This is a genomic window from Myxococcus sp. AB025B, assembly GCF_006518215.1.
Taxonomy (GTDB): Bacteria; Myxococcota; Myxococcia; order Myxococcales; family Myxococcaceae; genus Myxococcus; species Myxococcus fulvus.
On sequence record NZ_SRLW01000063.1, the window covers coordinates 1 to 21,973 of the forward strand.

18 protein-coding genes are annotated in these 21,973 nt (G+C 70.6%); 16 read left to right on the forward strand and 2 right to left on the reverse strand.

The genetic code is table 11. The features are described 5' to 3' along the window. The first annotated feature begins 129 nt into the window (after positions 1-129). The 16 genes from FL311_RS13135 (at position 130) to FL311_RS13210 (ending at position 18,146) form a co-directional block, all read left to right on the forward strand. Positions 130-1,851, forward strand: coding sequence for an AMP-binding protein (locus tag FL311_RS13135; protein WP_141325424.1), 1,722 nt, complete (start codon positions 130-132; stop codon positions 1,849-1,851). 182 nt (positions 1,852-2,033) lie between these two features. Next, positions 2,034-2,420, forward strand: a complete 387-nt coding sequence (locus FL311_RS13140) for a DUF4280 domain-containing protein (protein WP_141325427.1) — start codon at positions 2,034-2,036, stop codon at positions 2,418-2,420. Beyond that, positions 2,413-3,462 (forward strand): type VI secretion system protein IglI family protein, encoded by a 1,050-nt coding sequence (locus tag FL311_RS13145; protein ID WP_141325429.1) that lies wholly within the window; start codon positions 2,413-2,415, stop codon positions 3,460-3,462. Before FL311_RS13140 ends, FL311_RS13145 begins: the two co-directional genes overlap by 8 nt. Before the next feature lie 4 nt (positions 3,463-3,466). Continuing rightward, on the forward strand, positions 3,467-4,360 hold the full coding sequence (locus FL311_RS13150) for a type VI secretion system baseplate subunit TssG (RefSeq protein WP_141325430.1): 894 nt from the start codon (positions 3,467-3,469) through the stop codon (positions 4,358-4,360). Between the two features lie 63 nt (positions 4,361-4,423). Continuing rightward, a complete protein-coding gene (gene tssB, locus FL311_RS13155; RefSeq protein ID WP_141325432.1) occupies positions 4,424-5,014 on the forward strand; it encodes a type VI secretion system contractile sheath small subunit in 591 nt (196 codons plus the stop codon). A 46-nt stretch (positions 5,015-5,060) separates the two neighbouring features. Further along, entirely contained in the window at positions 5,061-6,551 is a 1,491-nt protein-coding gene (gene tssC / locus FL311_RS13160; RefSeq protein ID WP_141325434.1) for a type VI secretion system contractile sheath large subunit, read from the forward strand. Positions 6,552-6,605: 54 nt separating this feature from the next. Further along, positions 6,606-7,184, forward strand: coding sequence for a hypothetical protein (locus FL311_RS13165; protein WP_141325435.1), 579 nt, complete (start codon positions 6,606-6,608; stop codon positions 7,182-7,184). Between the two features lie 23 nt (positions 7,185-7,207). Then, positions 7,208-8,458, forward strand: coding sequence for a type VI secretion system baseplate subunit TssK (gene tssK / locus FL311_RS13170; RefSeq protein ID WP_141325437.1), 1,251 nt, complete (start codon positions 7,208-7,210; stop codon positions 8,456-8,458). Position 8,459: 1 nt separating this feature from the next. Then, positions 8,460-8,861 carry a type VI secretion system baseplate subunit TssE gene (tssE, locus tag FL311_RS13175; RefSeq protein WP_141325439.1) on the forward strand — a complete coding sequence of 134 codons (402 nt, stop codon included), beginning with the start codon at positions 8,460-8,462 and terminating at the stop codon, positions 8,859-8,861. Then, entirely contained in the window at positions 8,858-10,507 is a 1,650-nt protein-coding gene (locus FL311_RS13180) for a hypothetical protein (protein ID WP_141325441.1), read from the forward strand. The genes tssE and FL311_RS13180 overlap by 4 nt, the downstream gene beginning before the upstream one ends. Positions 10,508-10,531: 24 nt before the next feature. Continuing rightward, the gene (locus FL311_RS13185) at positions 10,532-11,134 is read left to right on the forward strand and encodes a hypothetical protein (RefSeq protein WP_046713003.1); all 603 of its coding nucleotides are present in this window, start codon (positions 10,532-10,534) and stop codon (positions 11,132-11,134) included. Between the two features lie 13 nt (positions 11,135-11,147). Then, positions 11,148-12,794, forward strand: a complete 1,647-nt coding sequence (locus FL311_RS13190) for a type VI secretion system baseplate subunit TssF (protein ID WP_141325443.1) — start codon at positions 11,148-11,150, stop codon at positions 12,792-12,794. Next, a complete protein-coding gene (locus FL311_RS13195) occupies positions 12,794-13,432 on the forward strand; it encodes a DotU family type IV/VI secretion system protein (RefSeq protein ID WP_141325445.1) in 639 nt (212 codons plus the stop codon). The genes FL311_RS13190 and FL311_RS13195 overlap by 1 nt, the downstream gene beginning before the upstream one ends. Positions 13,433-13,439: 7 nt before the next feature. Next, positions 13,440-13,748 (forward strand): hypothetical protein, encoded by a 309-nt coding sequence (locus FL311_RS13200; RefSeq protein WP_141325447.1) that lies wholly within the window; start codon positions 13,440-13,442, stop codon positions 13,746-13,748. A gap of 4 nt (positions 13,749-13,752) precedes the next feature. Beyond that, complete coding sequence (locus tag FL311_RS13205) at positions 13,753-17,628, forward strand: type VI secretion IcmF C-terminal domain-containing protein (RefSeq protein WP_141325449.1); 3,876 nt, start codon at positions 13,753-13,755, stop codon at positions 17,626-17,628. After that, positions 17,625-18,146 (forward strand): hypothetical protein, encoded by a 522-nt coding sequence (locus FL311_RS13210; RefSeq protein ID WP_046712999.1) that lies wholly within the window; start codon positions 17,625-17,627, stop codon positions 18,144-18,146. The genes FL311_RS13205 and FL311_RS13210 overlap by 4 nt, the downstream gene beginning before the upstream one ends. 177 nt (positions 18,147-18,323) lie before the next feature. Here FL311_RS13210 and FL311_RS13215 read toward each other — a convergent pair whose 3' ends face one another. After that, positions 18,324-19,907, reverse strand: coding sequence for an apolipoprotein A1/A4/E domain-containing protein (locus FL311_RS13215; protein ID WP_141325451.1), 1,584 nt, complete (start codon positions 19,905-19,907; stop codon positions 18,324-18,326). Between the two features lie 46 nt (positions 19,908-19,953). Beyond that, a complete protein-coding gene (locus tag FL311_RS13220) occupies positions 19,954-21,888 on the reverse strand; it encodes a hypothetical protein (protein WP_141325453.1) in 1,935 nt (644 codons plus the stop codon). Between the last annotated feature and the right edge of the window lie 85 nt (positions 21,889-21,973).

Consider the following 21,973-nt stretch of genomic DNA (forward strand, 5'->3'; position numbering starts at 1 on the left):
GCCCCACCCTGCCCCGCGACCACCCGCTCCGTCGGAATGGCCGCGCGCATCACCGACGGCCCGAGTCTTGCCTGCGGGTGGCCCCACGCGTCCGCCGCGTCGCGTAGACTGCCTCCCGAGAACGCCACCATGCCCTTCGACCTCCGGGAAATCCTCCGCCAGACGGAAGCCACGACCAGCGACGGAGCCCTTCCGGCCTGGCTGCGCGACAGCTGGAGCGACGCGCCTGGCTTCATCGCCACGCTCGCCGCCCACCACGCCAGCCGGGGTGGACCCGCGCCCAAGAGCCGCCCGGGCCAGCACCACGACTTCTTCCACGACCTGGTCGTCCGTCACGCGGACTCCACCGCGCCCGCGCTGCGCACCTGGGACGGCGCCCGGTGGCAGCTCCTGGGCTACCGCGAGCTGGCGGACCGGGCCTCGCGACGCGCCGCCGAGTGGGCCGCCCAGGGCGTCAAGGCGGGCGCCAGGGTCGCGCTGGTGCATCCGCTGGGGCCGGAGCTGCTCGTGTCGCTGCTGGCGTCGCTGAAGCTGGGCGCGTGCGTCAGCGTGCTGCCCCCCACCGGCACCCACTTCCTGGCCCGCAGGCTCACGCGCCTGGAGCCCGCCCACATCTCCGCGGAGGCCCACCAGGCCCCGCTCATCAAGGGCCACGAGGCGCTCCTGCTGCGCTCCAAAGGCGACGTCGCGCCCGGCTTCACGTCCCACACGTACAAGCCCGGCGACACCGTGGCCCTGCTGTTCTCCCCGCTCGTCGACCCGCCGGACACGCCCGTCCCCCTCACGGCCGAGCGGGCGTGGAACGGCGCCCTCGTCGACGGGCTGCTCACCTTCGGCCTGGGCGCCGGGGACGCCTTCGCCGCGCCTGGCTTCCACTTCCTCCAGCACCAGCCCGCGCTCCTCTTCGCCACGCTCTTGCGCGGCGCCACCTATGTCCACCTGGAGCCCGCGGAGGTGGAGCGCGCGCCCGCGCGGCTCACGGAGCTGCCCCTGCGCTCGCTCGGCGTCTCCCCCGCGCTGCGCGAGGCGCTGGTCCGCGCCAACAAGGGAGCGTTGCGCGGCGTGGCCCACTGGTTCCGCTCCGCCGATGACGCGCTCGACTGGGAGTCGTGGCGCGACTGGATGCGGCAGTGCGACGTGGCCAACGTGCCCCACACCCACGTGCTCATCGACGCGGCCGAGGGCGGCACGATGCTCGCGTCCCGCCGCCACACCGGCGAGCTCCACACCGCCCTGGCCCCCTCGCCGGGCCGCGCCTGGGCCTTCAAGGACCTCAACCTGAGCGGCCAGGAGGCCGCCGGTGACGTGGGCCTCTTCACGCCGCTGCCCGACAAGGGCCGCCCCCCGCCCTTCGTCCTGCTCACCCGCCAGCGCGAGCAGTACCTGTTCTCCGGCACCCGCGACACGCGCCGCGAGGGCCGCGTCTACCCCTCCGCCGAGGTCATCGAGGCGCTCGCCGACCTGCCCTTCTGCCACGGCGCGTCCGTCACCCCCGCCGCCTCCGCGGGCACCTCCCGCCACGCACCGCACGTCCTGCTCCTCTTCACCGGGGCGGAGGACGCGGAGAGCTTCGCCAGGGAGCAGGACGCGCGCCGCGTCGAGGTCAGACGCAGGCTGGAGCTGCGCCTGGGCGCCGAGCACCTGCCGGACCGCGTCGAGCTCTTCCCCCTGCTCCCCCACCGGACGAAGGAGGGGCGCATCGACGAGGCCTGGTGCCGCGCCCAGTACCTGATCGGCGCCCTCCACCAGAAGTCCACGGATCCGATGTTCCAGGCCCTCACCGCGCTGCGCGGCCGCCTGCGGGAGAGCGTCCGGGCCCCAGGCGAGGACGAGCGTACAGGCTCGCGGTAATCCACGCGTACGCGCCGGACGCGCCCGCGTTCGTCGACAACGCGCACCGCCAACGCGCCGCAGCCCCCGGCGGGGGTCCCCAGAGGGAAGCGCGGCTGTCCACTGGCTGGCACGACTCGCGCAATGGGTGGCTCCGCGTCAGGCGCTCCATCCCGGAGCCCGGGACGCGCGCGAGGTGGACCATGGGTGCCCAGGTCGTCATGGGAGCGATGCTGCAATGCAGCTTCGGCGTCGCCCCCTCGTCGCTGGTGGTGCTGCCCACCAACAAGGTGGTCGGGCCGACGCCCGCGGCCAACATCCTCGACAGCAAGCCCCTGGTGAACATCCTGCCCTTCGGGATGTGCCAGTCGCTGGCCAACCCCACGGTGGCGGCGGCGACGGCGGCGGCCCTGGGCGTGCTCACCCCCATGCCCTGCATCCCCGCCACCGCGGCGCCGTGGGTGCCCGGCTGCCCCAAGCTGATGCTCGGCAGCGCGCCCGCGCTGGAGAGCAACTCGAAGCTGATGTGCTCGTACGGCGGCGTCATCCAGGTCGTCTCCCCCGGACAGGTGAAGGTCATCGATGGCTGACGCGGCCCTCACCCTGGCGCCCTTCGACGGCACCCTCCTCGAGAAGCCTCTCGAGGGCGCTCCTCCCGCGCCCGCGCCGGACGGCGAGCCCGACGCCCGCGTCGAGGCCGTCACGGAGGCGGTCGCCGGCGGCGAATACGCCCAGGCCGCCCGCGGCGCGGAGGCGCTGCTGCGCGAGGGCCAGCGCGACACGCGGCTCGTCGGCATCTACCTCTTCGGCGGGTTCCAGGAGCGCGGCCTCCTGGCGATGCCGGGGATGTTCCACTCCATCCACCACCTGCTCACCGACAGCCTTCCCGCGTTCGGCCCGGAGCCCAAGCGCGACATCTTCCTGGAGAGCGGCCTGCGCTGGCTCCTGCGCTCCATCAACAAGCACCTGGCCCACCACGAGAAGAAGCAGGACGCCACGTGGCGGCGCTGGTGCGAGGCCGACATCCGCGCGCCGCTCGAGGAGGCGCTCGCGCTGGGCGACTCCATCCTCACCGCCATCCCCGCCACGCTGCCCAAGAACGGCTGCGAGGAGCCCTTCCGCAACCTGACGCACTGGCTGCGCCGCCACATGGAGGCCCTGCCCCCGCCCGCGCCCGTCGCGCTCGTGCCCCCGCCCGCGCTGGAGCCCGTGGCCGTCGCCGCGCAGCCCGTGGCCGTCGAGCCGCCGGTGGCCCCCACGCAGCCCGCGCCCGTCGTCGCGCAGCCCGTCGTCGCGCCGCCGCCCGCGCCCGGCGTGCCCATCTCCCCGCAGCTCGCGCTGCTCATCCGCAAGCTGGAGGCCTTCACCCTCCTGCTCGAGAAGGGCGAGCTGCCCAAGGCGGGCGTGGTGGCCTCGGATGTCATGGCCACGGTGGAGCGCTTCGACCCGCGCGTGTTCCTGCCGTCGCTCTTCACGAGCTTCTTCGCGGGCCTCAGCGGCCACGCACACCAGCTGGAACCCTTCCTGCAAGAGGCTGACTCGCTGTCGATGCGAGCGCTCGAGCAGCTCTACCGCGTCGACCTGGACGCGTTCATCGCGCAGCAGCCGCCCGGCGGCGGAGAGGAGGACTGACGTCATGCAGCAGCACACGCCCCAGCCCCCCGTCCGCCTCGCCCCCGTCGAGGAGCGCATCCGCGAGCACGCCGGCGCGTTCGACATGCCGGCCCTGCTGGAGCTGCTCTCGAAAGAGGGCTACGGCCCGGACGACGTGGAGCTCAAGAGCCACCGCGGCACCGTGCACGCGCCCCGGCTCATCCAGTCCGTCGACTTCGCGCGCAACCCGCGCCGCGCCATCATCACCGTCCACCTGGGACTGCTCAGCGTCCAGTCGCCCCTGCCCTCCTTCTTCCTGAAGGCCATGGAGTCGCTGGAGCACGACGCCATGGAGAGCTTCCTGGGCTACTTCGACCACCTGCTGCTCAAGGCGCGCTTCGCCGGCCTGTTCCCCGAGCGCGACGGGGCGCTGCTCCCCGGCTGGGAGTCCGCCGCCGCGCACCGCCTGCGCCTCTTGCGCCCCGGCTGTCCCTCCACGCTGCACTGGCTGTTCTCCCAGGCGTATCCGGAGGCGGAGGTCCGCGTGCGCCGCGCCACCCGCCGCCAGCGCATCGACACGCGCGGCATCCGCCTGGGCGGCGCGGCGTTGGGTGACGGCACCGCGATGGGCGGCTTCGCCACCGTGCCCACCGGCGGCCTGGAGGCGTGGCTCCACGTCAACGAGTCCTTCTGTGGCACCGGCGCCGCCTGGGCCGTGGAGGCGCGCCGCCGCCTGCGCTCGCGCGTGCTGCCGCACCTGGTGGACACGCCCGTGTTCCTCACCGTCGCGCTGGTCATCAGGGATCAGCACGGCCACGCCCGCGTCGAGGACACCAGTCACCTCGGCTACGAGCCCATCATCGGCGGCCCCGAGGAGGACCGGCAGGTCGTCCTGTTCTCCGGCGACACCGCCCCCAGAGCTTCACCCCCGCAGTGACGTGCAGCACCCCGGCACGTCGCCGGGCAAGAAAGGCCTTCAAACCGAGGGAGTAACGTAGCCATGTCAATCCAGGATCAGTTGCCCAAGTCACGAATCACGCTCACGTACCGCACCACCATCAACGGCGAGCAGGAGACGGTGAACCTGCCCCTGCGTCTGCTGATGCTGGGTGACTTCTCGCTCGGCTCCTCCGAGGACCGCAAGGTGGACCTCGAGGCGCGCAAGCTTCGCTCCGTCAATGGCAAGAACCTCGACGAGCTGATGAAGGACATGAAGATGTCCGTCAGCTTCCAGGTGCCCAACCGCATCAACCCGGATGTGGAGGCGGACCTGAACGTCGAGCTGCCCATCGACCGGATGAAGTCCTTCCACCCGGACGAGATCGTCAACCACGTGCCGAAGCTCAAGGCGCTGCGGCTGCTCAAGAAGCTCTTGCTGGAGATGCAGTCGAGCATCGACAACCAGAAGGCGCTGCGCAGCATGGTCTACGAGCTGTTCTCCAACAAGGACGCGCTCAAGGCCGTGCTCGCCGAGCTCAAGGACTACGAGTCGCTGCGTCTGCCGGGCAAGCCCGCGCTCTCCTCCGACGCGACGCCCGCCGCCGCCACCCAGCCGGCCACCGTCTCCGAGCCCGCCACCGTGAAGGCGTAAGGGCCCGCTTCCTCAACACACCCTTTTCCATCTCAAGGTAACCGTCATGGCTGAAACCTCCTATCTGCCTGGGTTGTTCAAGAGCGTGCGGCTGGAGCGTCCCACGGACGCCAAGCCGATGATCTCCGAGAAGTTCGTCCCCACGCTGGACGAGAAGGAAGTCACCATCGAGGCGCGCTTCATGTCCGCGCTCGCCGCCCTGGTGCAGAACGTCACGCCCGCGGAGACCGACTCGGGCGACGCGCTGCGCTTCGACAAGGGCAAGGTGCTCGACGTCGTCAGCCGCATCGACTCGATGATCGACGACCAGATGAACGAGATCCTCCACCACGAGCGCTTCCAGCAGATGGAGTCGGCGTGGCGCGGTCTGGACGACCTGGTCGCCAACACCAACTTCAAGGCGAACATCGCCATCGACCTCCTGGACGCCGCGCGCGACGAGCTGGGTCAGGACTTCGAGAACAACTCCGCGGACGTGTTCGCCGGGGCGCTGTTCGACAAGGTCTACATCCAGGAGTACGACCAGTACGGCGGCCGTCCCTTCGGCGCGATGATTGGCCTGTACGAGTTCTCCTCCTCGCCCGGCGACATCAAGTGGCTGCGCGCGATGGGCAAGGTGGCCAACGCCGCGCACTGCCCCTTCGTCGCCGCCGTGAGCCCCAAGTTCTTCGGCTGCGAGAAGGTCGAGGAGATGGAGGCCATCAAGGACCTGGAGGGCGCGCTCGCCCACCCGCGCTACGGCAAGTGGAACGAGCTGCGCGACAGCGAGGAGGCCGCGTACCTGGGCCTGACCTTCCCCCGCTACGTGCTGCGCCTGCCCTGGCACCCGGACAAGAACCCCTGCGACGACCTGCACTTCACGGAGAACGCGCAGGGCGACTCCAGCAAGTACCTGTGGGGCAACTCGTCCGTGCTCTTCGCCCGCAACATGGTGAAGGCGTTCGAGAACTCCGGCTGGTGCCAGTCCATCCGCGGCCCCAAGGGCGGCGGCCTCATCACCGGCCTGCCCGTGGACACGTTCTTCCTGCGCGGCCAGGAGGAGCTCAAGGCCCCGGTGGAGATCGCCATCCCGGACTACCGCGAGTTCGAGTTCGCGCGCTGCGGCTTCATGCCGCTGGTGTACCGCAAGGGCACCAGCGAGGCGACGTTCTTCAGCACCCAGTCCGCCAAGGTCTCCAAGCGGTTCAAGGACCCGAAGGACTCGGAGAACTCGCAGCTCGTCACGAACATGGCGTACACGTTCTCCATCACCCGCCTGGCGCACTACGTGAAGTGCATCATGCGCGACAACATCGGCTCCACGGCCGATGCGCCCTACATCCAGCGGCAGATCGACGCGTGGCTCGCCGGCTACGTCACCACGGTGGCCAGCCCCGACGACCTGACGGTGCGCCGCTTCCCGTTCAAGGCCACCAACGTGATGGTGGAGCAGCGCACCGGAGAGATCGGCTGGTACGACTGCAAGGTCGCCGTGCTGCCGCACATCCAGTTCGAGGGCCTCAACGTGGAGCTCATGCTGGAGTCCCGGCTCGGCTGAAGTCCCCCCGCTGCAAACCCACCAAGCAGTCCCACCCAAATGCAGGAGTGAGTCATGCCTCAGTTCGCCCGAGACCTGGATGTGTACCAGGGCTACAACTTCAAGAAGGACAAGCAGTCCCCCGTCGGCTACATCCTGTCCATCTCCATCGGCGGTGAAGCGCTGGTGGCGGACCAGGAGACGCTGAAGGACCCGGAGCAGCCGGACAAGGTCCTGGCCTCCAAGGCCGTGGCGGTGCTCAACAACTACCTGTGGGAGACGGGCGTCACCGACGCGCTGTACTTCTCCGGGCAGATCTCCACCGCCAACAAGCAGAAGATCTCCGAGATGCTGCTGGGCAGCTTCTCCAACATCGAAGTGGTCGTGAAGTACGTCATCTACGAGTACGACCCGCTCGCGAAGAAGTACTTCAAGTCCAACTTCGTGGACGCGGACCTCAACGGCCTGCTCGAGAAGAACGGCGACGCGCTGAACATCGCCGTGGCGGAGAACGAGTCGCGTGAGGTGCAGTCGCCCAAGAACTTCACGTTCCAGATCGGCGTGAAGCCCAAGACGCTGGAGCAGTCCATCAACGTCGCGGCGGCGTCCTCGAAGAACATCGTGAAGAAGTGGGGCGTCACGGAGACGGCCTAGTCGTCCTGCGGTAAGAAAGTCCCATGCCCCCCTTCAAGCTCGCCCGGGTCCGGTGGCACGTCGGTCAGACGCTGCTGCCGGAGCACTTCGAGGCCCAGGAAGAATCACTGGAGGCCCAGGTCCGCCTCCAGGCTTCGCTATCCGGTACGCCGAGTCACGGCGTGGCGGCCATGGCCTGGAGCGAGCCCCTGCTGGCCGGCGGAAGCCTGTCCATAGCCACGTTGACGGCGGTGACCCCCGCCGGCTTCGTGGTGGATGTGCCGGGCAACGCGGTGCTGCCGCCCTTCTCGCTCGAGGGGACCGGCCGCGCCGAGGCCACCGTCTACCTGCACGTGCTGGGGGGCAGCCAGGGCGCGGCGGGGGTGCGGCTGTACGCGGAGGACCCGCCGGTGGTGGAGCGGGTCATGCGTCGGCTGCGCCTGTCCGCGGAGCCGGTGCTGGACGGGGCCATCGACACGCTGCCGCTGGCCGTGTTCCGGCGGGACACCGAGGGCGTGTGGGGACTGACGGAGGACCTGGTGCCTCCGCTGCTGCTCGTCGGTCCCCACCCGTTCCTCTCGGCCCTGCTCGTCAGGTTGGATGACCTGCTGGAGCAGGCGCGGCTGCAGCTCATCGCGCGCCTGTCCGACAGCTACCTGCGCTCGGACCGGCTCACCAACGCCCGCCGCGCGCTGTGCGAGGTGCAGCGGCTGCAGGCGCTGCGCGGCGACATGAGTCGCCACATCTCACCCCACCCGTACGTCTTCTTCGACGCGCTCCGCGACTTGTACTTCGAGTCCTGCTGCTACCTGGAGATGATGCCGGACGCGGACCTGCCCACGTACCAGCACGACAGCCCGGGCAAGGGCCTCATCCGCTGGGTGGAGCTGCTCACGCGCGCGCTGCAGCCGGAGTCCACGCGCGCCACCCATCGCTCGTTCACCGCGCGCGACGGGCAGTTCATCTTCTCGCCGCTGCCGCCCGAGGTGCTGGAGAGCGGCGAGCTGTACATGCTGGTGCAGCGCAAGCGGGCCGGAGAGCCCCTGGTCGTGGACGGCGTGAAGCTGGCGGGGCCCTCACGCCTGGCCACGGTGCGGCGCATGGCCCTCAAGGGCATCCCGTTCCACCACGTCCCGCACCCCTCGTTCCCGCATGCGCTGGGACCCGAGATAGACTGGTACCAGCTCGTGCAGGGCGAGGAGTGGCAGTTCGCGCTGCGCGAGAATGGCCTGGCCTTCTACGCCACCCCGGCGTTGCAGGGAGCCCAGGTGTCCCTCTTCTGGCGCAGGGCGTGACATGGGCCGAGCCTCCTTCCTCGACAAGTTCGCCACCCGCGCCGACTCCGCTCGCGCGTCCGGCAAGAAGGGCCACAGCGAGCTGGAGCACGTGGTGCGCAACCTGGAGGCCGTGCTCAACACCAAGGAGGGCTACGGCTTCTTCCGCCGCGACTTCGGCCTGGGTGAGTACACGGAGAAGTACGGCACGCGGGAGCTGGTGGAGACGCTCACCCGCGAGCTGACCGAGGAGATTTCGCGCCACGAGCCGCGCCTGTCGGACGTGGAGTTGACGATGCGCGGGCGCGACGCGGGGCTGTGGCTGCACTTCGGCCTGGTCGGCACGGTGGGCCAGGAGCGCCGCAAGCTGCGCCTGCGCTTCGACACCCTCAGCGGCAACGTCCGCGTGGAGGAGGAGCCATGAAGGCCGACAGCTTCGCGGACCGGCTCAAGGTCGCCGTCACGCTCACCGCCGGCGGCACCGCGCACGTCATCCCTCCAGGGGACGTGAAGTCCTTCGCGCTGACCCTGCGCTCGTTCGGCTTCGAGGGCCGCGTGGCCTTCGACCTCGCGGACAACACGTCCGCGGGCGGCCTGGAGAAGGACACGCTGAAGGCGGCGTTCCTGGAGCAGGACCTGATGGAGGTCCAGCTGGAGCTGACGGCGGTGCACACCGACGCCGCGCCCCAGCCCGCGCTCACGTCGCTGAAGGTGAAGGGCCTGGTGTCGGAGCGCTCGCTGGTGGAGGTGCCCGGCGTGCCCCGTCCCGGCGCCCCGCTGCTGCACCGGCGCTACGAGGTGACGTTCCAGGACGCGGCGGCGCTCCTGTGGAGCCAGCACTTCCCCTGCGTGCTCTACACGCAGAAGACGATGAAGGACGTGCTGGACGCGCACAAGGGCACGCACATCCCCCTCGTCTACGACTGGAGCGCGGGGCTGGACGCCACGTGTCCGCAGCTGTTCCTGGGCCTGACGCCCGAGCACGGCGCCAGCTTCTACGACTTCCTCCTCTGGTACGTGGACACGCGCGACGGCGTGCTCGCGTACGACTACACGGCGGCGAAGTACAAGCTGTCCACCGCGAAGGCCGCGGAGGGCACGCCCGTGAAGCTGTGGGGCCCGGACGTGGACCAGGTCACCGTGCGCTTCCCGGAGGTCCCCCGCCACGAGGTGACGGTGCTCAACGCGGTGGCCGAGGGCCCCGCCACCCGGCCCATCAACCAGCAGAGCGCCGTCACCGGCATCCGGCACGACGTGCTGCTGCGCACGCCCATCACCAACGAGGTGGACGCGCGGGTGACGCTGGAGACCTCCCGCCTCAAGGTCCGGGGCAAGGAGGTGGAGCTCGGCTGGAAGCGCTTCCCCGCCACCGCCCTGGTGCCCGGCTCGCTCGTCAAGCTGCCCACCACGGAGGCGTGGGCCGCGGCGGGGCTGGCCGGCGGCGAGACGTTCCGGGTGCGCACCCTGGCGTTGCGAGGGGACGCGCTCGCGTCCACCCCGGACGCGGAGCACCTGTCGAAGAACGGGGGCTTCGAGTTCCAGATGGCCACGCTCCTGGAGCCCCAGGCGGAGAAGTGGGTGGACCTGCCGCCCTACCTGCCGCCCACCTGGCCCCGGTACGTGGAGGGCCTCATCGTCAGCGAGATGGGGGACGAGCCCCACGAGACGTGGCAGGCCTACACCGACTCCAAGACGTCGCAGGACGGGTACAAGGTGAAGATTCCCCTCTGGGCGAATCAAATCGTCACCCTGCCCTTCAACCCCAACCTGCTGCCCGGCCACTTCTACTTCCCGGCCTACAAGGGGGAGCGCGTGCTGGTGGGGCTGGACTTCCAGAAGGCCTGGCTCAAGCGCTTCCTGGACTGGCGTGACACGGCGCGCATGCCGGCCGACGGCCAGGGGACGCATCTCTTGGTGGGCAAGACGCCGGAGAACGGCACGTCCATGAAGCACTCCTACGTGGACGGCAAGCCGGTCTTCCTCTTGCAGAGGACGAACGCCAAGGACACGGCCCGCATCGAAATCAAGGAGGGGACGCTGGTCATCCGCGTGAAGGAAGAGCCCGCTTAAGGCGGCTGGAGGCGTGAAGGAGCCATGGGAACGCTGGTCTGCACCATCGAGCTGGACAAAGTGAAGGGCATCACCGTCACGGTGGACAATGCCGACGCGAACATCGTCCAGACCGTGACGATGGACGGCACCGCCATCACCCTGAAGGTCGCCGGGCCGAGCGACACCAGCACCGTCGTGCAGAAGGCCGACAGCATCGTCGTCACCGTCAAGGACTTCAAGGTCGACGCCCAGACGATAACGCTCCTGTCCAAGGGCACGTCGGAGTGGACCAGCCAGGACACGCTGAAGGTGACGAGCACGAAGGACATGAGCCTCACCACCCAGGCGAAGCTCACCCAGACGGCCACCCAGGACGCGAGCATCAGCTCCTCGGCGAAGGTCAACGTGGAGGCCACCCAGGCGCTGGCGCTCAAGGGCCTGACGGCTTCCATGGAGGCCACCGGCGGCGAGGCCAAGATTGAGGGCCTGACGCTGAAGGCCGCGGGCAAGACGGACACGCAGGTGACGGGGCTGAATGTCAAGGTGGCGGGGCAAGCCGCGCTGGACCTGGAAGCCCAGGGAATGGCCAACCTCAAGGCATCCGGTATCACCAGCGTCTCGGGCGCGCTCGTGAAGTTGGGGTAAGGAGTCATTCAAGATGACCCGCCCGAAGGACCGGCTGCACCAGGACTTCCTCGAGGAGATGGCCTCCCTCGAGCGCTTCCGCCAACGCTTCCACGAGCGCTACCCCGCCGCCCCCCTGGAGCGGGAGGACCCGGACGTGCGCCGCCTCATCGAGGCGATGGCGTTCTTCTCCGTGCAGACGCGCCACGCGACGCTGCACAACCTGCGCTCCACGTGGCGCCGGCTGTTCGCCGGCTTCTTCGACTTCCTGTTGGAGCCGCTGCCCACGCGCGCGGTGGTGCAGGCGCAGCCCATGGGGAAGATGGGCGAGGCGGTGCTCCTTCCCCGCGGCACCGAGCTGCGGCTGTCGCCCGCCGAGGGTGAGCCCGGCGCCTTCCGCCTCCAGCGCGACCTGCGCGTGCTGCCCATCACCCTGGAGTCCACCGAGGTGCGCCCGCTGGTGCGGGGTGGCCACCGGCTGATGCTCCACTTCGAGTCGCGGCACGAGCGCGCGGACGCCATCGGCACGATGAGCCTGCACGTGCGCCACCTGGACGAGTACCTGCCGTCCCTGGCGGTGTTCCACGCGCTGCGCCAGCACCTGCGCGAGGTCAGCGTGGTGTACGGGCCACCCGCGGACGAGCACGTCACGGGCGAGCGGTGCGAGGTGTCGTTCGACCGGGAGCCGCCGGCGCCGGATGACTCGGAGACCTTCACCCACCCGCTGCAGCGGCTGCGCTCGTTCTTCCTCTTCCCGGAGACGGAGCTCTTCCTCCACGTCGCGGTGCCGCCGTCGCGCGGCGGGTGGCGGCGCTTCAGCCTGTGCTTCGACCTGGCGCAGGCGTGGACGGTGGGCCGCTCCCACCGGCCGGACTTCCTGGTGCCCTTCGCGGTGCCGGTGGAGAACCTGCGCGCGGAGCCCGCACAGGTCATCACCACGGACGGCACCCGCTCCGAGCACCCCATCCGCAACATGAGCGCGGGGCGGGAGCTGGCGCTGCACTCGGTGACGGGCGTGTTCGAGATGACCAAGACGGGGCTCGCGCCGCTCAGGCCCGCGCACCTGCCCGGCAGCGGCCCCGGCTACGAGGTGGAGGAGGTGCCGTCGGAGAACGGCCCCTCCCCGCACCTGGTGCTGCGCATGCCGGAGGCCTTCACCACGCCGCGCAAGCTGGTGGTGGAGGCGCTGTGGCACCAGCCGCGCTTCGCCTCGGAGGCGTCGGGGCGGATGACGGTGAGCGTGCCGGCGCGCCACATCGAGGGCCTGGAGTGGCGGCTGGTCGGCCAGCTCCAGCCGGACCGGGAGAGCCCCCTGAGGGATGACCTGACGGCGCTCACCCAGCTGCTCGCCTGGAAGGCCCAGGCCACGCTGGGGCTGGACGAGCTGCGCTCGGTGCTCCAGCACCTGGGCACGCCCTCCGAGGGCCCCTTCCGCCGGTGTCTGCCGCTGTTGCGCGAGATGAGCGTGTCGCGGGTGCCCGACAGCGCCATGAAGGGCTCCGGACTGAGGAACGTGTACGAGGTGGTGCTGGAGCCCTTCGAGGAGGGCTTCGAGCCGCTGGTGGTGACGTTCCTGACGCGGGTCCGAGATTTGCTGGATGCGTGGAACCACGAGGCGACGGTGGAGCTGAAGGCGACCATCGCCGGCCAAGGTCCCCTCGCCATCCCTGGAGCCTCCTGATGAAGATGACGCACTGGAAAGCCATCCTCCTGGCCTACCGCCACGTGGAGGAGTTGCTCGAGCGGGAGCTGGGCACCGTGAATCTGGACCCCGCCCTGCGAGAGCACCTGTCCGAGGGCGCCCTGGATGCGATGTCCCGCACGCTGATGGGCGAGCTGGAGGCCCTGCGCGCGGCGCTGGAGACCGACCTGCGCCACGACGACGTGGAGAAGGTGCTCCAGCCCTTCGCCTTCCTGGTGGACGAGAAGGTGCTCGCCCGCCTGTCGAACGAGGACGCGCAGCACTGGCCGCTCTTGCAGCTGCGTGCGTTCGGCGTGGACGCGGGCGGCGACCTGTTCTTCGAGCTGGCGGACACCGCCCTGCGGCGCCCGGACACGGCGCCGCTGCTCTTCGAGATGCTGCACTTCTGCCTCACCGCGGGCTTCATCGGCCGGCACGTGGGCCACCCGGCGCGGCTGCGCGACTACCGCGAGCAGCTGGCGGCCCGCATCCCCCGGCCGGAGACGCAGGTGGGCGAGGCGCACACGGAGGCCGCGCCCCCGCCTCCCACCCTGTACGACTTCCCCTGGCGCTACTACGCCGTGACGGTGTCCATCATCATCGCGGTGCCGGTGGTGCTCTGGCACCTGTCCAACTGAGGCCCGCGTGACGACTCCCCTCGGCGTCCGGAAGGACGCGAGTGCGTCCCGTCAGAACGTGGCCGAGCTGGTGGAGCGGCTCCAGAAGGCCCTGACCTCGTCGCTGGGGAGCCTGGCCGAGGGGACGGTGCCCCTCGTGGAGGTGCTCCGCGAGGGGGCGAAGGCCCTGGAACCCGGCCCCGGAGGCAAGCGGTTGTCACCCAAGGAGCGGGAGGCATGGGGTGTGCAACTGGAGGCCACACTGGAGCGACTGGAGGACGTGATGGAAGGCCTCCAGCTCGCGGTCCGCGCGCAAGCGGGCGGGAAGAGGGACTAGAGCCATGGCGGGCGAGAAGAACCCCGTTGCCGCGGCCGCGAGCGCGGCGACGACGACAGCGGACGCGGCGCGACCCTATCTGACGTGGATATTGATAGGGCTCGGGGTGCTGCTCGCCTTGGCGCTCGTCGTCGGGCTGGTGTGGTGGTGGAGGAAGCGCCGGCGGGTGGCGCCGAAGGTGGAGACGCGCAAGCGGCTGGACACCGGCGCGCTGGTGCGCATCCGCAAGCAGTTCCTGAACGCGCTGCCGCTGCGCTACCGCGTGGCGGTGCTGGACTTCCCCACGGTGGTGGTGCTCGGGCCTGCGGGCGCGGGCAAGACGACGCTCATCGACCTGGAGGTGGACTGGCGGCGGCAGGAGCGGCAGTTCATGCCCAGCCACACCTCGGACCCGCTGCTCCAGATGTTCCTGGGGCCGGACAAGGTGGTCCACGAGGTGTCGGCGTCGCTGCTGGAGGACGACTCGCAGGAGGCGCGCCGCGCGCTCAGCCGGCTGTGGAAGTCGAGCTTCCGTCGGCAGAAGGGGCGCGTCGTGGTGGCGCTGGACGCGCGGTGGCTCGCGGAGACGCCGCCGGACGAGGTGCGCCGGGTCATCCAGCTGGTGCGCGGGAAGATCAACCTGCTGTCCGAGGCGAGCCGGGGCTCGGTGGAGACGCGCCTGTGCCTGACGCACATGGACGCGATGGTGGGCTTCTCGGACTTCGCCCAGCTCTTGCGCAGCCATGGCATCCCCCTGCACTGGGACGTGCCGCCCGCGGGTGAGGAGGGCCGGCTGGCCGCGGGGCTGCAGCCCCTGGAGCAGTACTTCGCGCTGGGCCTGGTCTCGTTGTCGGTGGACGCCTTCGGACGGCTGGAGGAGTTCTACGCGCGCGGCGGTGAGTCCTTCGCGGCGCTCGCCAGGTTCGTGACGGGGCTGGTGGAGGGCGGCACGCTGTCCTACCGCCCGGAGCTGACGCGGGTGTACGTGTCGTCGCCGGCGGCGGACGCGCGCTCGGCGGGGGTGTTCGCCATCGCCGCGGAGAAGCGCAACGTGGAGCTGCGCGCGCGCTACCGCGGCAAGCACCTGCGCAGGTGCGCGGCGCTGCTCGCGCTGGGCGTGCTGCCGGTGGTGGCGGCGTACGGGAACTTCTACAACCGCCTGGCCGAGGCCCAGCGGCACATGGAGGACTTCGAGTCCACGGTGCAGCGGCTGGGGCAGCAGCACCTGACGGCGTCCGGCGAGGTGGTGGTGGACAAGGGCCAGGGCGCGATGCAGGCCATGGACGCGCTGCTCTCCGCGGCGCGCTACTTCCCGCTCTTGAGCAACAGCTTCCAGGACGAGCAGGAGGTGCTGCGCGCGCAGCTGTCCAACACGGTGCGCCTGTCCTATCTCAAGCCGCTGCTCGAGTCCTGCCAGGAGCAGTGCCAGCGCTGTGGCCCGCTCATCCCGGGCTGCGCCTCGACGGAGCTGGTGGGCAGCCGCTCGCTGTGGGCGGCGTCGCACGCGGAGGAGCGCTGCGAGCGCGAGACGCTCTGCCGTCCCGAGCAGATGCTGCACCTGATGGCGGTGGCGCGCGCCTCGCGCACCGACGACATGGGGCGCTTCATCCTGTCGTACCTGGATGGCCAGTACCGCAAGCGGTGGAACTGGGCGGCGGACGCGCTGAGCCTGCTGGGGACCCGCGCCACGGAGAAGGGCGGCGACTGGATGGAGGCCACGGGGCTGCGCGAGGAGGTGGTGGGCGACTACATCATCTCCAGCGACCAGGCGTGGCGCACGGGCCTGCAGACGCAAGGCCAGGTGCCGTGGATGCGCTGGCCCTACGAGTGGCTGTCCGAGGAGAGCTACCTGGGCCCGTGGAGAGACCATCTCATCAAGCTGCAGCTGGTGCTGAGCGCGCGGGAGATGGACCTGGAGCGGTGGCGCTCGCTGGCGAGCGAGCGGCAGCGGCTGAAGCTGACCTTGGCGCAGAGCATGGCGTACACGTCCGCGCACAAGGTGCTGGCGCTGCTGGACGCGTCCGGCGCACCGGAGAGCCAGGCGACCCTCAAGGGCGTGGACAACACGCTCGTCGCGCTCGACTGGCTGCGCGAGCACGAGCCGATGCTGTCGGCGGTGCTGCGCATGGAGGATGAAATCGACGCGGGCCTGAAGGCCGCGGCGGAGATGTCCACCGCGGAGCTGCTCACGCGCACCGGTGGCCTCTTCGTGCCCGCCAACGGCGACGCGCGCCTGGAGGTCCGGGTGATGCAGCAGTCCTTCGAGTTCCGCCCCAAGGAGCTGTCGCGCTCGCTGCTGGACAAGCTGCTGCGGCAGATTGAGCAGGGCCAGCGGCCCTTCAGCCGGACCTCGATGGGGCTGCCGCCGGGCGCGGTGGCGTCCGCGGCCGAGGCCGGGCTGGGGCTGTCGCTGGAGGACGCGCTGGACGTGGGCGCGGTGGACGCCCTGCCCTCGCGCCGCGGCGTGGAGTGGCTGACGTTCGAGACGGACATCAAGCCGCTGGTGGACGAGTTCACCCTGCGCATGGCGGACTCGAAGCTGTCGCGCGCGGAGGCCGCGCAGCGCCAGGGCTACGTGCTCAAGAAGGTGGCCAACTTCGGGCAGCGCTACCGGCAGGACCTGCTGGTGAAGTACCGCGACTACCGCTTCACGGCGCTGACGACGACGCTGGCCTCGGAGCTGTCCTCGGTGACGCAGCCGACCTCCGAGCTGGTGGCGATGCTGCGCGAGGTGGCCACGGGGGCGGGTATCGGCCCCATGGAGGGCCCGTACTACGAGCCGCTGCGCCAGGAGCTGTCGCTGTTCCGGCCCATCGTGCAGCTCATGACGCCGGACAAGGACGGACAGACGGCGCAGCTCGCGGCGTACCTGCTGCTGGTGTCGCAGCTGCACACGGAGGTGTCGGGGTTCAGCGCGCCGCCGGCGGCCGGGGCCGCGCGCACCATCGTCCCCGCGTCCCTGCGCTCGGGCGCGGAGGAGACGCCCGCGTCGAACGAGGACGGCGGACGCCAGCTGACCGACCTGCTCTCCCCGCTGGGCCGCGTGGGCCTGTCCATGCTGCTCGACGAGGAGGGCTCGTACCTGCGCCGCGTGGACGAGTGGCTGGACAAGCAGGGCATCCTGGGCGAGCTGCGCCGGCCGTTCCGCGAGCCCTTCCTGATGACGCGGGAGCTGGGCCGGGCCGAGCTGGAGCGCGTGCTGGAGGAGCAGTGGGAGTGGCGCTTCCGCACGCTGCTCACGCCGCTGTTGCGTCGCTACCCGTTCGCGGTGGAGGCGAGCCAGGAGCTGGACCCGACGGAGCTGGAGGTGCTCAAGCGCAAGGACGGCGCCTTCTGGCAGTTCGTGGCGCAGGTGCTCTCGCCGGTGGTGGAGGAGCGCGGCACGGAGTGGATGCTGCGCCGGCCGCTGCGTCAGCAGCTCGCCGTCCCGCCGCGCATGCTGGTGATGCTCGGCCGGCTGGCGAAGCTGGCGAAGCTCTTGTGGACCGAGGAGGGCAAGCCGCAGCCGCTGCAGCTCCAGGTGCGCCCGCTGCCGCTGCCGCCGTCGGGGGAGAACGGCTTCGTCACCATGTCCTTCCTGAAGTGCGGCGAGGCGGCGGCGTTCGGCTTCAACCAGACGCCCGCGTGGCAGGACTTCGCGCTGGCATGGTGGGAGCCGCGCTCGGCCTCTGTCGGCGTCGAGCTGCGCGTGCCGGGCCGCGAGGCCAAGCGCTACCGCTCCACGGAGCTGTCGCGCTCGTCGTGGAACTGCTTCCGCATCCTGGATGCCGCGAGCTTCGACGCCGAGCAGAACGCCATCTGGCCGCTGCCGGGCCCGGATGGTTCACAACACTCGGAGATTCGTTTGCGCTTCGGCATGCGTGGCGGTCCCTGGACGCTGTTCCAAGAGGTGACGCGATGAGGTTCCCCTGGCTGTTGATGCTGGCGCTGGCCCTGGGGACGGTGGCGTGCGCGCCGACGCACCTGTCCATCCACGTGAACTCGCCCCAGGGGACGAACCAGGGGCGGCCGCTGCACATGGTGGTGCGCGCGGTGGACTCGCAGCGGTACATGACGGAGTTCTACGCCGACGTGGCCGAGCGCGTGGTGCACCCCGATGACTCGGTGGTGCAGACGCTCGTCATCTACCCGGGCGAGAAGACCCAGACGCGGGTGAAGATTCCGGAGGAGTCTCCGCTGGCCATCTCCTTCCTGTTCACCACGCCCGACGGCGCGTGGCAGGTGTTGCTCGACTCGCCCATCCCGGGGCGCGTGGACATCGAGCTGGAGGAGAGCCGCATCCGCACGGATGCGCCGTCGAAGCGCAAGAAGCCCAAGGGTGAGCCCAAGAAGGAGGAGCCGCCCAAGTTCGAGCCGCCGAAGGTCGAGCCCCCCAAGGTCGAGGGTCCGAAGGTCGAGGCCCCCTCCGCCGGGAAGTAGCCGGGCCGCGCCTACGCGCCGCCAGCTCCCCTCCGGCGAGCGCCATGGCTCTGGCTGCTGGGAGACGTGTGTCGCGCGCGGGCCCCTCCAGGAGCGGAGTCCATGCCCTGCACTGACGTGCAGTTCATCGGCGACCACCAGCTTCCGCGGCCGGGGGGGCCGGAGGGGCTCGCGGTCTCAGGCCTTCGAGGGACGCTTGAGCCCCGGTGCGGTGGCAGCCCTCGCATCGAGCTCCGTCTCCGCGCGGCGCTCTGCCTCGGACGTGGAAGCACGCGCCTGGGCCTCCGCTTCCGCCTGGGCCTCCGCCTCGGCCTTGGCCACCTGCGTCTTCGCGTTTTCGACCTGAGCCTCGGCCGACGCCCGCGCCGACGCCACCTGCGCCTGCGCGGCCGCCGTGCCCGCGGCCAGCTGCTGCTCCACGGAGGGCGCCGCCGGAAGCGGCCGCGCCTCCAGTGCATCCAGCTCCGCGTTCACGCTGCTCGTCGTCGCGTCGACCTGGGACTTCAGCGTCGCGCGCGTCGAGGTGACCTGGTCCTCGGCCGAGGCCCGCGCGGTCTCCACCTGCGCCTGGGCGGCCTTCGCTCCCGCGTCCACCTGCTCCCGCAACGTGGGCAGCTGGGACTTCACCTGCGTCTTCACCGCGTCCACGCGCGCGGCCATCTGGTCCTGCACCGTCGTCACCTGGGCGATGGCCTGGTCCTTCGCCGTGCCCACCTGCGTGACGGCGGCCGCGACGGCCTGGTCCATCTGCGCGCTGACGGGCTCGACCTGCTGGAGGATGGTCTGCTTGAGCGTGTCCACCTGCTGGACCAGCTGCTTCTGAACCGTCTCCACCTGCGCGAGCGCCTGCGTGCGCACCTGGTCCACCTGGGTGAGCACCTGGTCCTGGAGCGTGCCCATCTGCGTCGTCATCTGCGTGGAGAACGTGCCCAGCTGCGTGGTGATCTGCGTCACCACCTGCTGGATGGCCTGCACCGCGGGCGTCACCAGGGGCTTGGGCAGGTTCGCCGCGGGAATCGCATCCAGCAGCGTGTTCACCTTGGTGAGCAGCGCCTCCAGCGAACCGACGAGCGTCTGATACAGCGTCTGGAGCTGCTCCAGCACCGCGGGCAGCGGCGCGAAGAGCGCCAGCACCTGCTCCTTGAGCGCGGCGAGCTTCTCCACGACGGCGTCCAGCGTCGCCATGGCCGTGTCCACCGCCATCTTCAGCGGCTCGCGGATGGCGGCGACCGAGGCCAGCGCGCCCGCGACCAGCGTCTCCAGCGCCTCGTTGGCCTGCTTGATGAGCGAGTCCACCTGCGCCTGCGCGGGGACGATGGCCTCCTCCACCGCCTCCACCTGCCCCGTCAGCGACTGCACCTGTGTGGACAAAGTCGTCTCGAGCGCTCCCAGTGACGTCGCCGCGCCGTCCTTCGCGGACGTCAGCGAGCCCCCCGCCCCACCCTCCAGGCTCGCGAGGCTCGACGCCATCGACTGGGACGTGCCATCCACCCGGGAGCGCAGCGGCGCCAGCTGCTCGCGCCTCCGCTCCGCCTCCGGCTGCTTCGTCGCCGCGAGCTTCGCGTCGAGCGCGTCGATGCGCGCGAGCAGCCCCGTCAGCGGAGGCTCCAGCTCAGGACGAATCGAGGCGATGAGCGCGGTGACGCCCTCCGCCATGGACTCGATGGCCGAGCGTGCGTCACCGATGCGGGCCACGCCCCCCGAGCCCGTCGTCTCCAGGTCTCCCCGCAGCTCCGCCAGCGTGCCCAGCAGTGCCTTCACGACTCGACCTCCATTCCCGGAGAATCACCCCATCGCGCGCGTGTCGTCACTTGAGCTGCTCCAGCGCCGCGCGGGCCTCGGAGGCCGCGCGGGTGAGCGAGGACGTGCGTCCCTCCAGCCCGGAGAGCGCGCCCTGCAGCTCGGCCTTCGCCTCGGAGACCTTCGCGGAGACCTCGGCCTGCGCGGACTCGAGCGCCGCCTGCGTCTCGGACGAGGCCCCGTCCAGCTTCGCCTGCGAGCTGCCCGAGGCCACCCGGTAGGCGGCGGTCGTCTCCCCCATCGCGCCGCCGACCCCCGCCGAGAGGTCCGCGCGCGCGGTCTCCACCTGCGGCGAGACATCGAACGTGGGCGTGACGGACGCGGCGCCGGGCAGCTCCTTCGTCCGGAACATCATCGTGCCCTCGGCCATGCGCACCGTCTCGGTGTCCGGCCCCGAGGTGCGCTCCAGGTGCCACACGGGCTTCATGTCCTGGAAGTCGTGGACGATGGATGTCTGGCTGGTGTCGTTCTTCCCCAGGAGGATGCCGTCCCCCTGCCCGTCCTGCGGCAGTCGCGCCGCGTCCGCCCAGTCCAGGTGACGGTGGAGCTCCGCCCGGTCGAAGTGCAGCGCCACCAGCACGCGCGCGTTCTTGTACGGCGGGAAGTAGAAGTGGCCCGGGAAGAAGCCCGGCTCCGCCGGCACGCTCACGTCCTTGTTCCACAGCGGCACCTTCACGCGCCACGTGAGCACCGACGTCTTCTTGTCCTCGGACAGCAGGTAGATGCGGTCCTTCTCCCCGCCTCCGGGACTGAGCACCTTGCCCTCGACGTGGATGGGATAGCGAGGCGCGTGGTGCGCGGGCAGCGACACCGTCGTGTCCGACGCGCGCTCCGCCAACAGCGACATCTCCACCTCGAACCCCGTGTCCTTCAGCTGCAGCCCCGCGTGAGGTCCCTCGTCGAGCGTCCGCGCCGACAAGGACAGCTCCACCACGCGGAGGTCCTCTCCGCTCCCCACCACCGAGGAGCCCCACAGCAGCCCCTCCACCCGCAGTCCGGACCAGGGGCTCACCGGCACGGTGGGGAAGTGGTTGAACGTCATCCTGTACCTGCGCTGCGGGACGCGCAGCCGGTTGACCTCCAGCGCCTGGCGCTGCTCCACGACGGACACGATGGGCGTGCGCACCAGGTGGTCCTGGTGGATGCCCGCGACGCCCGCGCCCTTGCTCGCGGGCACCTCCAGCGTGGAGGACTTGAGCGTGGAGGTGTTGAGCACCCGCGCCGCGTTGCGAGGGATGGCGGGGATGACCACGTCCAGCCGCTCCACCTTCGTGCGCGACAGCAACTTCGCGCCGCTCACCGCGGGCTTGCGTCCCCACAACCCGTACTGGTCCTTCACGCAGTCGTAGGCCCACACCCCACCCCGCGTGTCCGCGAGCCACGCGACGAAGTCGTACAGGCCCACGCCCGGCGCGTCCTCGCCCAGCGCCAGGCACACCAGGGGCCGCTTCTCGTCGAGCACGTCCCAGTCGAAGTCGAGGGTGAACGCCCCCGCGGTGTGCTCCGTCAACAGCGTCTTCAGCGCGAAGTCCGTGCGCAGCTCCGTGGGGCGGTGCTGGCGCCAGAGCACGCGCGCGGCGTCCTCGAACACCACGGTGTAGCGCCGGAAGCGCACCGGCGCGCCGCCCACCGGGCCATGCGTCCGGGCCTCCAGCGAGCGCTCCCGGGCCAGGCCATGGAGGATGAGCGGCTTGGGTGGGGGCTGGGGGACGGGGTAGCCGCCGGAGATGGACAGCTTCACGTCCAGGAGGTCTGGGGTGGCGAAGGCCGTGAAGAGCGGCCCGTCGTCCTTCTCCAGGCCGGTCCAGAAGCTCACCTCCGCGGTGAACCCGTGGGGCTGGAGGTCCACGGAGAAGGCCTCCACCTGCCCCCCCGGGATGACGAAGGACTGCCCGCCCAGGGTCAGGGTGAGGGACAGCGCGAGTCGTTCCTGGAAGGCCATGCGCCGGCGTGCACTTGCCCTTTCCGTGCCAGCGCTTCCCCAGGGGAGGCCCCCGCCTGAGCGCCGCGCTTGCGGTCCTGCCGGA

Coding starts and splice junctions, on each gene's coding strand:
- FL311_RS13135 (WP_141325424.1), top strand. CDS start 130: ATGCCCTTCGACCTCCGGGAAATCCTCCGCCAGACGGAAGCCACGACC.
- FL311_RS13140 (WP_141325427.1), top strand. CDS start 2,034: ATGGGTGCCCAGGTCGTCATGGGAGCGATGCTGCAATGCAGCTTCGGC.
- FL311_RS13145 (WP_141325429.1), top strand. CDS start 2,413: ATGGCTGACGCGGCCCTCACCCTGGCGCCCTTCGACGGCACCCTCCTC.
- FL311_RS13150 (WP_141325430.1), top strand. CDS start 3,467: ATGCAGCAGCACACGCCCCAGCCCCCCGTCCGCCTCGCCCCCGTCGAG.
- tssB (WP_141325432.1), top strand. CDS start 4,424: ATGTCAATCCAGGATCAGTTGCCCAAGTCACGAATCACGCTCACGTAC.
- tssC (WP_141325434.1), top strand. CDS start 5,061: ATGGCTGAAACCTCCTATCTGCCTGGGTTGTTCAAGAGCGTGCGGCTG.
- FL311_RS13165 (WP_141325435.1), top strand. CDS start 6,606: ATGCCTCAGTTCGCCCGAGACCTGGATGTGTACCAGGGCTACAACTTC.
- tssK (WP_141325437.1), top strand. CDS start 7,208: ATGCCCCCCTTCAAGCTCGCCCGGGTCCGGTGGCACGTCGGTCAGACG.
- tssE (WP_141325439.1), top strand. CDS start 8,460: ATGGGCCGAGCCTCCTTCCTCGACAAGTTCGCCACCCGCGCCGACTCC.
- FL311_RS13180 (WP_141325441.1), top strand. CDS start 8,858: ATGAAGGCCGACAGCTTCGCGGACCGGCTCAAGGTCGCCGTCACGCTC.
- FL311_RS13185 (WP_046713003.1), top strand. CDS start 10,532: ATGGGAACGCTGGTCTGCACCATCGAGCTGGACAAAGTGAAGGGCATC.
- FL311_RS13190 (WP_141325443.1), top strand. CDS start 11,148: ATGACCCGCCCGAAGGACCGGCTGCACCAGGACTTCCTCGAGGAGATG.
- FL311_RS13195 (WP_141325445.1), top strand. CDS start 12,794: ATGAAGATGACGCACTGGAAAGCCATCCTCCTGGCCTACCGCCACGTG.
- FL311_RS13205 (WP_141325449.1), top strand. CDS start 13,753: ATGGCGGGCGAGAAGAACCCCGTTGCCGCGGCCGCGAGCGCGGCGACG.
- FL311_RS13210 (WP_046712999.1), top strand. CDS start 17,625: ATGAGGTTCCCCTGGCTGTTGATGCTGGCGCTGGCCCTGGGGACGGTG.
- FL311_RS13220 (WP_141325453.1), bottom strand. CDS start 21,888: ATGGCCTTCCAGGAACGACTCGCGCTGTCCCTCACCCTGACCCTGGGC.